Here is an 8,936-nt window from a genome sequence, read left to right as displayed (position 1 = left end):
CCACAAAAATTTCAACAACTTGACCTAAATAAACTTTTGAAATTTGAGTTTGCGGCACGGTGAAACGAAGACGCATAACTCTGGTATCTTCTAAGCGGACGATTGATGTACCTACAGATAAAAACTCACCTAAAAATACATGACGTAATCCAACTACACCATCGAACGGAGCCGTAATTTGGCGGCGTTCAATCACTGCTTTTTGACTTTCGATATCAGCAAGTAGTGAAGAGTAAGATGCTTCAGATTCATCCAGCGCTTCTTTTGATACTGCGTTCTTCTTATAAAGCGCTTCGTATCGTAAGAATTTAGATTTAGAAGCGTTCAGTTTTGCTTGCGAACTTTTTAGGTTTGCTTTTTCTACGCGAGAGTCAAGATTAACAAGTAATTGACCTTTGGTTACTTTAGTACCTGAATCAAATGAGAGGCGATCGATTTTACCAGCGATTTCGTTGGAAATTTCTACACCTTGGTTAGGTTCAATAAAACCAATAGCTTGAATAGTCGGAATCCAATCTGATGTCTTGATATCGACAACGGTAACTGGAAATTCCGGTTCAGGTCTATTGGCCATAAATTCTGCAATCTTTTGCTGTTTAAAAAGATTAAAACCAATCACGCTGCCAAACAAGGCTAGTGCGATTAGTAACATGGCTAAGGTCCACTTTTTCATGACTAGATTAACTCCGGGGTGTTATTACATATGTTGTAAATTCTGATATGAAACTGAGCTTGTCCATGCTGTATCGTTAAAGATTAGTTTCGCTGAAAGCTCGTTCAGAGGTGTGTTTGTTATACCTATTTTAGATATTAACCTGTCTCAATCAAGCATTTTGTCTATTAAAATAATTTATTTACGTATATTTACCAAATAGGTAGTTTTTCTCATATTTTTATTGACAATGGCGCTGAAGTCGTGACAACCAACTGCTTTAATTTTAGTCGTTTAAGCCTGTTTTTAGCACTTTTATTTTAGCTCTTTTATTTTTGGGCAGCCTGCTAATGCTGGTATGCCTTTCTATAATTACCTTTATAGTCAAATATACGATGTTCAATTTTCCAGAAGTATTTTTCCTTTTTGGCTATCACAAAATCCGGTGCTACAAACCCTTGTATTTGAGCTGCAATTTGCTCAGCGGTTGTGGCTGTAATTGGAGAACCGGTCACTGTTCTTGAAAAGAGACTGAAAAATCGTAGGCGTTGCTTGCTATTACTAAAATAGAAGGTCTCTTTAACGACGTCACCATCCTCATCATGATAATTTAGCTTGATTTTGTCGCCATCGGCTTGCGCTGAAATACCGGAACAACGCAGTACTTTACGATCTTTTAGTTGCAGTGCTTTTTTCAATTGATTGTCTGGATCGATTAAATCAACATGACATTGCTGACATTCCCGAGCGGCAATATCATTTTCGGCATTACATTGTGGACACTGCTTATATTTGAAACGGTAATTACATTGTTCTTCATCGCCGTTACTCAGTTCAACTAATCCCTGACAACGTCTGCCGTAATGCTCGATTATGTCACCATCTGCATCGGTGATCCCCCAAAACAGATTAGCAAACTCACAGCTTGGGCAAGGGACTTGTACAAGATCGCTATTGCTGTTTGGTTTGGTTGAACCGATTTCAGGTTGGTATAAATCAAATCCGTTACCGGCGTAATCAATAATTAAACAATCGGTCTTACCTTCAGCAAGGCGCAAGCCTCGTCCGGCGATTTGTTGATATAAGCTGACCGAATCGGTACGGCGTAAAATAGCAATAACATCGACATGTGGTGCATCAAATCCAGTGGTTAACACCGATACATTAACGAGGTATTTAACTTCCTTGGCTTTAAATTGGCGGATAAGTTCATCGCGCTCTTTAATAGTGGTTTTACCTGTGATGATAGCGGCTTGCTCGTCGGGTAATTGTTTAAAAATTTCTAGTGCATGTTTAATACTGGCAGCGAAGATCATGATGCCTTTACGATTGGCTGCAAGCTCGATTAATTGCTTACATATCGCATGGGTTACACGGGGACTCTTAGCTAAAAATTGGTCCAGCTGTACTTCATTATATTCTTGTGGTAATTCGTCAAACTGGTAACGGGCAACAGGCGCATCAATCACAGCCGGTGTGGTTAAGAAACCTTTTTGTACCAGATAGCGTAGCGGTAATTCAAAAATACAGCTTTCAAACGGGGTATCGTCTTCTGTTCTGACATAACCCTGATAATGCTTTTTATAGATCCAACCTTTATCTAATCGATAAGGCGTTGCAGTAAGGCCAAGTACTTTTAGCCTTGGGTTGGTGTTTTTTAAATGGCTGATGACTTTCTGATATTGACTGTCTTCACTCAAACTTACGCGGTGGCATTCATCAATAATCAGCAAGGAGAAAAAACCGTCAAACTTATCCAAATTACGGCTTAGTGACTGCACACTGGCAAAGGTGGTTTTAAGACCGTGTTGTTTTTTACCTAATCCTGCCGCAAAGATACCGGCTTCAAAACCGTCATGCTCAAACTTGCTGTGATTTTGTTCAACCAATTCTTTGACATGAGCAAGGATCAGCACTGGGTGTCTTGCTAGCCTTGCCAATTCCGCCAGTACGTGACTTTTACCTGCGCCTGTTGGCAGAGTGATAACAGCTGGCTGATCTGATTTTCTAAAGTGAGCTAAAGCGGCATCGACAGCTGCTTGTTGGTAATCTCGAAGAGGCATAGTTTATTTATGTTTAAGAATCTATTAGTTAGGTGATTATCAGTACTTAAGCGGTAAAAGTCCAGGTTGATATTCATTTGCATAGGCTACCACATTGATAGGCATGCTCTTTTAGTTGTTGTTTTAGCTATGTTTTTAGATAGTTTTTCCCTTTTAATTAGTAAGGTTATAACGTATTAACAAACCATATGAATCTCATTAGACTGCGCACTTCAATAGTTATGTATGCCACTTTATTTGGCCGTGAGGAGTTAAGAAAGACTCTCATTAGTCGTGGTGCTGATATTGAATTACAAGATAACAATGGTATTTCTGCAAAAAGTATTGAAATGGCGCAATAACTCATTCGCTTTCGTGCGTTATATGCTTGATAAAATAAAGAACAAAGAGTTGTTGTGCTATTGTTGTGTTAATGTTTGTTTTTAATTATCTCGATAACACATTCAACTATTTATCTAGGAGTTGTTGATGATCCCTCAAGCTTTCATTTATGACGCGATTCGAACACCGCGAGGTTTAGGCAAACCCACCGGTGCTTTGCATGAAGTTAAACCCGTTAATCTTTTAGCTGATTTACTTAATCATTTACAGACTCGAAATGGTTTTGATACCGATGCGGTGGATGACATCGTAGTGGGCTGCGTAACGCCGACTGGTGATCAAGGTGCTGATATAGCTAAAACGGCTGCACTTGTTGCAGGTTGGAAGGATAATGTGGCGGGCGTGAGTTTAAATCGATTTTGTGCGTCAGGGCTTGAGTCGGTAAATATAGCGGCGATGAAGATTCGCTCAGGTTGGGAACACTTAGTTATTGCTGGTGGTGTTGAATCTATGTCGCGGGTAAAAATGGGCAGTGATGGTGGTGCTTGGTCGATGGACCCAGAAACGAGTTTAGCGACTGATTATATGCCACAAGGGGTTGGCGCAGATTTAATTGCCACGCTTGATGGCTATAGTCGTGAAGATGTCGACTCTTTTGCCGCTCGCTCCCACCATCGTGCAACGGCTGCTTGGCAGCGTGGGGCATTTGATAAATCAGTTGTCCCAGTATGTGATCGCAACGGTATGTTATTACTTGATAAAGATCAGCTTGTTCGTTCTGATTGCTCTGTTACTTCATTAGCTAAACTAAACCCTTCCTTTGCTCGCCTTGGTCAAACAGTATTTGATAGTGTGGCTAAACGCCATTACCCACAAGTCGGACAAATTAATCATGTACATACCCCAGGTAATGCCTCTGGGATTGTTGACGGTGCAGCATTAGTTTTACTTGGCAGCGCTGAATCAGGAATTAAATGGGGATTAAAGCCCAGAGCAAGAGTTGTTGCTTCTGCTGTCGTTGGCGCAGATCCTACCATCATGCTTACGGGTCCAGTACCTGCAACCAAAAAAGTATTAACGGTAGCAGGGTTAACCATTGATGACATTGATTTGTTTGAAGTTAATGAAGCGTTTGCTGCAGTTGTTATGCGATTTATGAGCGAACTTAATATTTCGCCAAATATCGTTAATGTTAATGGTGGCTCTATTGCCATGGGGCATCCTTTGGGGGCTACGGGGGCAATTATTTTAGGGTCGTTGTTAGATGAATTAGAAGCTCGTAATTTGAAACGTGGCCTAGTAACCTTATGTGTCGGTGGAGGCATGGGGATAGCAACAATTATTGAACGTGTAGAGGGGTAGGTATGTCATCAATTCGTTTAGAGCAAGATGATGCAGGGATAGTACATTTAATTTTCGATAAACCGGGCTCAAAGGTGAATTTACTTGATCGCGGTTTTATTGATGACTATGTGACGACAGTTAACAACCTTAAACAAATGAGGTTTACTGGCGTTATCCTCCGTTCTGCGAAAGCAAGTTTTTTTGCTGGTGGTGATATAACGGAACTGAGTGACAGCGCAGAGCAAGGCATCGAAGAAAGCTTCAAGTTATTGTCTTCGATTAAAGAGGTAATGCGCTGGCTAGAAACGTGTGGGAAACCGGTTGTTGCTTGTATTAATGGTGCTGCGCTTGGTAGTGGCTGGGAACTCGCATTAGCCTGCCATTATCGCGTTGCGTTGGTGAAAAATTCGCAATTAGGGTTACCTGCAGTAACGCTCGGTTTACCAGAAGTCACCTTGGGTTTAATTCCGGGTGTTGGTGGCGTTGTCAGAATGACACGACTATTAGGCTTTAAAGCAGCAACCCCATACCTCCTTAAGGGTAGGCAATTTGATAGTGAAGAAGGCTTTAAACTAGGCCTGATTGATCAAATAGCGACATCTCCTGTACAAATGATGGCGCAGGCCACGAACTGGATATTATCGCAGCAACAAGCTGTTTTCCAAACTTTTGATATAGCAGGCTATCAACTACCTGGTGGCAATGTTAATGACCCTAATATTGCCAGTTTGATTGTTCAAGCACCAGCAATGTTAAAGCAAAAAACACAAGGTAACCTCCCTGCACCCGAAGCAATCTTAGCCGTCATGATTGAATCGACGGAAGTGGATATTGAAACGGCGCTAAGAATAGAAACCCGTTACTTTCTGAATATCATTCGTGGTCAAGTCGCGAAAAATATGATTAACACATTCTGGCATCAGTATAATGCGGTTAAATCGGGAGGGTCACGACCTCATGGTTATCCGCTAACTAAATTTAATAAAGTCGGGGTATTAGGTGCTGGTATGATGGGGGCCGGTATTGCCTATGCTTTAGCGAGTCATGGCATTACCGTTATATTAAAAGACATCAGTTTAGAAAAAGCGGTTTTTGCCAAGTCCTATTCGGCATCAATTTTATCGAACTGTAAATTGGCAGATGAAGAAAATGGCGCCATTTTACAACGTATTATTCCCTCAAAAGAGCCCTCAGATTTAGTTGGTTGTGAGATGGTGATTGAGGCTGTTTTCGAAGACCGAACGATTAAGTCGCAAGCAACGATAGAAATATTAGCAGCCGTTGGTGATAACGTGATAATGGCATCTAACACATCTACATTACCAATATCAAGTCTCGCCGTTGCATCAACAAAACCAGCTAATTTTATCGGTTTACACTTCTTTTCTCCGGTGGATAAAATGCCGCTTGTGGAAATTATAAAAGGAGATAAAACATCAGCGGCCACACTTGCTGCCGCTTATGACTTAGTATTGCAAATAGGTAAAGTACCTATTGTGGTCAATGATTGCCGTGGTTTTTTCACCTCACGTGTATTTTTTACTTATGTTTCTGAAGGTATGCGGATGTTAAGTGAAGGCATTCCCGCTGAGGTGATTGAAAACGCGGCAATTCAAGTGGGGTTACCTGTGGGCCCACTCGCTATTATCGATGAAGTGAGCTTGTCACTTATTGATAATGTGCGAAATCAAGCTCGGTTAGATTTTAAAGCACAAGGAAAAGAGCGATTCGATAACCCTGCCGATGCTGTATTAGATAAATTACTTGCATTAAAACGCGTTGGTAAATTAGCGGGCGCAGGTTTCTATGACTACAGTAGGCAAGGGCATAAGCAATTATGGTCTGGGTTAGTTGATATATTCCCCACACAAGATAACTGGGATATTGAAACTGTGAAAGATCGATTGTTGTTCGTGCAATCACTAGAAGCTTTGAGAGCGTATGAAGAAGGTGTGGTAACAAGTACACGCGATGCTAATATAGGTTCTATTTTTGGGTTGGGATTTCCTGCGTGGACAGGTGGCGTATTGCAGCTTATTGATCATTATGGTGCCGCTGAGTTTAAGTTTCGTTCAGAACAGTTATGCGCACAATTTGGCCCTCAATTTACGCCGGTAGCGGCTTTGTCTGATTGGTCTGCGTAATAATTTGTGACTTATTCATGTTTGATTCATCTTGAGAGTGATAGTATTGTGGTTATGAATTACTGAAAATAAATAGGGCACCAAATGAAAAATACCATAATTAAAGTTATAACACTGTTTATTGGATTCATCAGTTTTGTATTTGTGACAGGCTTTGGACTGGTATTAACAGCAATATTATTGATTGTAGGTTTTGTTGCGAAACCATTTCTGCTTAAAAGTCTGAAACAAAAATTAAGCCAAGCTCAAGCACAAACAACGACTGATTCAGCCACTGGTTCTGTATACGAAGGTAAATGTGAGCGAGTAAGTGAGTAAAGAGGATGATACTGTGTATAAAATAGACGATGGTGTTTTAAAACAATTTAACTTAATGTTATTATCCTAGGTTCATGTAACGGTTAACTAGGGGATAACAACTAGTGAAAGTGCCTCAAAGAATACAACCTCTTGTTGATGACGGGCTTGTTGACGAAGTATTACGTCAGTTAATGAGTGGTAAAGAAGCAACAGTATATGTTGTGCGTTGTGGTCAAGAGATCCGTTGCGCAAAAGTTTATAAAGATGCAGATAAGCGCAGCTTTAAGCAAGCGGTACAATATCGTGAAGGTCGTAAAGTTAGAAATAGTCGACGTGCACGCGCAATGGAAAAAGGCTCTAGCTTTGGGCGTAATGAACAAGAAAAAGTATGGCAAAATGCGGAAGTTGACGCATTATATCGCTTAGATAATGCGGGCGTTCGCGTGCCAGAACCATATGGCTGTTTTGACGGTGTTTTATTAATGGAGCTCGTTACTGATGTAGACGGTTTCGCCGCTCCGCGTCTGGGTGATGTCTCATTGACCCCTGAACAAGCTGTAATAGATCATAATAAAGTCATCCACTATGTCAGATTAATGCTTTGTGATGGCCTTATTCATGGCGATTTATCCGAATTTAATGTGCTTGTAGACGAACACGGTCCTGTTATTATCGATTTACCGCAAGCAGTTGATGCATCAGCGAATAATAATGCCAAATGGATGCTTGAACGTGACGTTGAAAACATGAGATTGTATTACGGCCAGTATGCCCCAGAATTACTTGAAAAAAAGTATGCAAAAGAAATGTGGGCGCTTTACGAACTTGGTGAATTGAATGCCGAAGTTGAATTAACTGGTCATTTTGATGAAGATACGGAATCGGCGGATGTTGAAGGTATTTTAGACGAGATTAATGCGGCTCGAGAAGAAGAACTTGAACGTTTAGCACGTATCGAATCGTCGGAAGAAGTTGAACAGTAAAAGATACTGTGCGTTAGATAAGTAACAACTATTATATAATTATTAAAAGTTAAACCCCTTAGCGATATTAATTTCTAAGGGGTTTTTTATAATATTGAAATAAGGATCTGATTATTTCCATTTTATTAGTAACCTATATATTTAGGATCTAACGTGATGTAACGATATCTTGCTCCCTGCTGGTTGAGTTTTCTTCTGAAACTAATCTGTTCGGTCGTAACCCAATACAATTTTTAGGTAAATCTTGCTCTCGTTCTAAATATAACGCGCAAGCATACAGATTTTTACGCAGTTTGTTATCACTCTCTAATTTCTTTTCTCCCCAATAATGTAATTCAAAAATGAGAAACCAAAAGGTCTGCTCCTTTTCACTTGAGACTTTTTCGTCAACGACATCCAGAGACTGCCAATCCTGTAAAACATCCCATACTAAATCACTTAACACTTTGTAATTGATTTTATGCATGAGAAATTTATTCACGTTGTCCGTTAATAGCACTGATTTCTCATTAATAAATGCGACTGCTTGCATTGGTTTATCTCCACTTGTTTGAAACTAATTTTAAGTCTAGCCTCAAACTTTGGTTTCGAGAGCTTTAAACTTGATTAATAATGCCTAAAAAGTAATAGTTCGATCTCGGTCACATACTTTGTGTTAAGTGATTGAAATGTTCCTTTAAGAAACTCAATAACACGCGATGTTTTTTCGACCCCGCACTTCCTGGGGGAAAAACACCATAAAGTTCAATGCTTGCTAACTCATAATCAGGCAGCAATTGCTCGAGTTTGTGTGAGGCTATTTTGGGGGCCGCATCATAAACAGGAATTCGTGCGATACCGTGACCACCTTCTACAAATGCTGTGCGTGCTGCGGCATTGTTGGTACTGATATTCCCCTTGGGTTTAACGCTATAAGCACGAGTCCCTTTAGTAAGCGTTAAAGTACTTGAGCTTAATTTATATAATACCCAATTATGCTCGACCAGTTCAGTCGGAGTTAGCGGTCTTCCGTACTTTTTTAAGTAATCAGGTGATGCACATAAACAGGTTTTCATTGATATTAATTTACGTGCTTGCAAGCCTGAATCAATTAATGGTGCGCCTCTAATCGCCAGATCAATACCTTCTT

At 40.3% G+C, this 8,936-nt stretch carries 9 protein-coding genes; 5 read left to right on the top strand and 4 right to left on the bottom strand.

Annotation, left to right across the window (positions count from 1 at the left end; all coding sequences use genetic code 11):
- Window positions 1-673: efflux RND transporter periplasmic adaptor subunit (locus QNK26_RS16255; protein ID WP_319224951.1), on the bottom strand; the 673-nt coding region annotated here is incomplete at its 3' end.
- Window positions 674-999: 326 nt separating this feature from the next.
- Window positions 1,000-2,715, bottom strand: a complete 1,716-nt coding sequence (locus tag QNK26_RS16250; RefSeq protein ID WP_319224950.1) for a DEAD/DEAH box helicase — start codon at window positions 2,713-2,715, stop codon at window positions 1,000-1,002.
- Window positions 2,716-2,903: 188 nt separating this feature from the next.
- Here QNK26_RS16250 and QNK26_RS16245 point away from each other — a divergent pair, with 188 nt between their 5' ends.
- The 5 genes from QNK26_RS16245 to QNK26_RS16225 all read left to right on the top strand — a co-directional run bounded on the left by QNK26_RS16245 (window position 2,904) and on the right by QNK26_RS16225 (window position 7,807).
- Entirely contained in the window at window positions 2,904-3,056 is a 153-nt protein-coding gene (locus QNK26_RS16245) for a hypothetical protein (protein WP_319224948.1), read from the top strand.
- Between the two features lie 127 nt (window positions 3,057-3,183).
- Window positions 3,184-4,398: an acetyl-CoA C-acetyltransferase gene (locus tag QNK26_RS16240; protein WP_319224946.1), complete on the top strand. Its 1,215-nt coding sequence runs from the start codon at window positions 3,184-3,186 to the stop codon at window positions 4,396-4,398.
- Between the two features lie 2 nt (window positions 4,399-4,400).
- Window positions 4,401-6,524: a 3-hydroxyacyl-CoA dehydrogenase NAD-binding domain-containing protein gene (locus QNK26_RS16235; RefSeq protein ID WP_319224945.1), complete on the top strand. Its 2,124-nt coding sequence runs from the start codon at window positions 4,401-4,403 to the stop codon at window positions 6,522-6,524.
- An 84-nt stretch (window positions 6,525-6,608) separates the two neighbouring features.
- Complete coding sequence (locus QNK26_RS16230) at window positions 6,609-6,842, top strand: hypothetical protein (RefSeq protein WP_319224944.1); 234 nt, start codon at window positions 6,609-6,611, stop codon at window positions 6,840-6,842.
- 104 nt (window positions 6,843-6,946) lie between these two features.
- Complete coding sequence (locus tag QNK26_RS16225) at window positions 6,947-7,807, top strand: PA4780 family RIO1-like protein kinase (protein ID WP_319224943.1); 861 nt, start codon at window positions 6,947-6,949, stop codon at window positions 7,805-7,807.
- Between the two features lie 148 nt (window positions 7,808-7,955).
- Here the strand turns inward: QNK26_RS16225 and QNK26_RS16220 are convergent, their stop codons facing one another.
- Together QNK26_RS16220 and QNK26_RS16215 are read right to left on the bottom strand one after the other, a co-directional pair.
- A complete protein-coding gene (locus QNK26_RS16220) occupies window positions 7,956-8,339 on the bottom strand; it encodes a hypothetical protein (RefSeq protein WP_319224942.1) in 384 nt (127 codons plus the stop codon).
- Window positions 8,340-8,448: 109 nt separating this feature from the next.
- The coding region (locus QNK26_RS16215) for a substrate binding domain-containing protein (protein WP_319224941.1) at window positions 8,449-8,936 on the bottom strand (488 nt) is incomplete at its 5' end.

The organism is Moritella sp. (genome assembly GCF_033791185.1).
GTDB lineage: Bacteria > Pseudomonadota > Gammaproteobacteria > Enterobacterales > Moritellaceae > Moritella.
The sequence above is the reverse complement of the archived record's forward strand: the minus strand, read 5'-3'. Positions and strand labels throughout refer to the sequence as shown.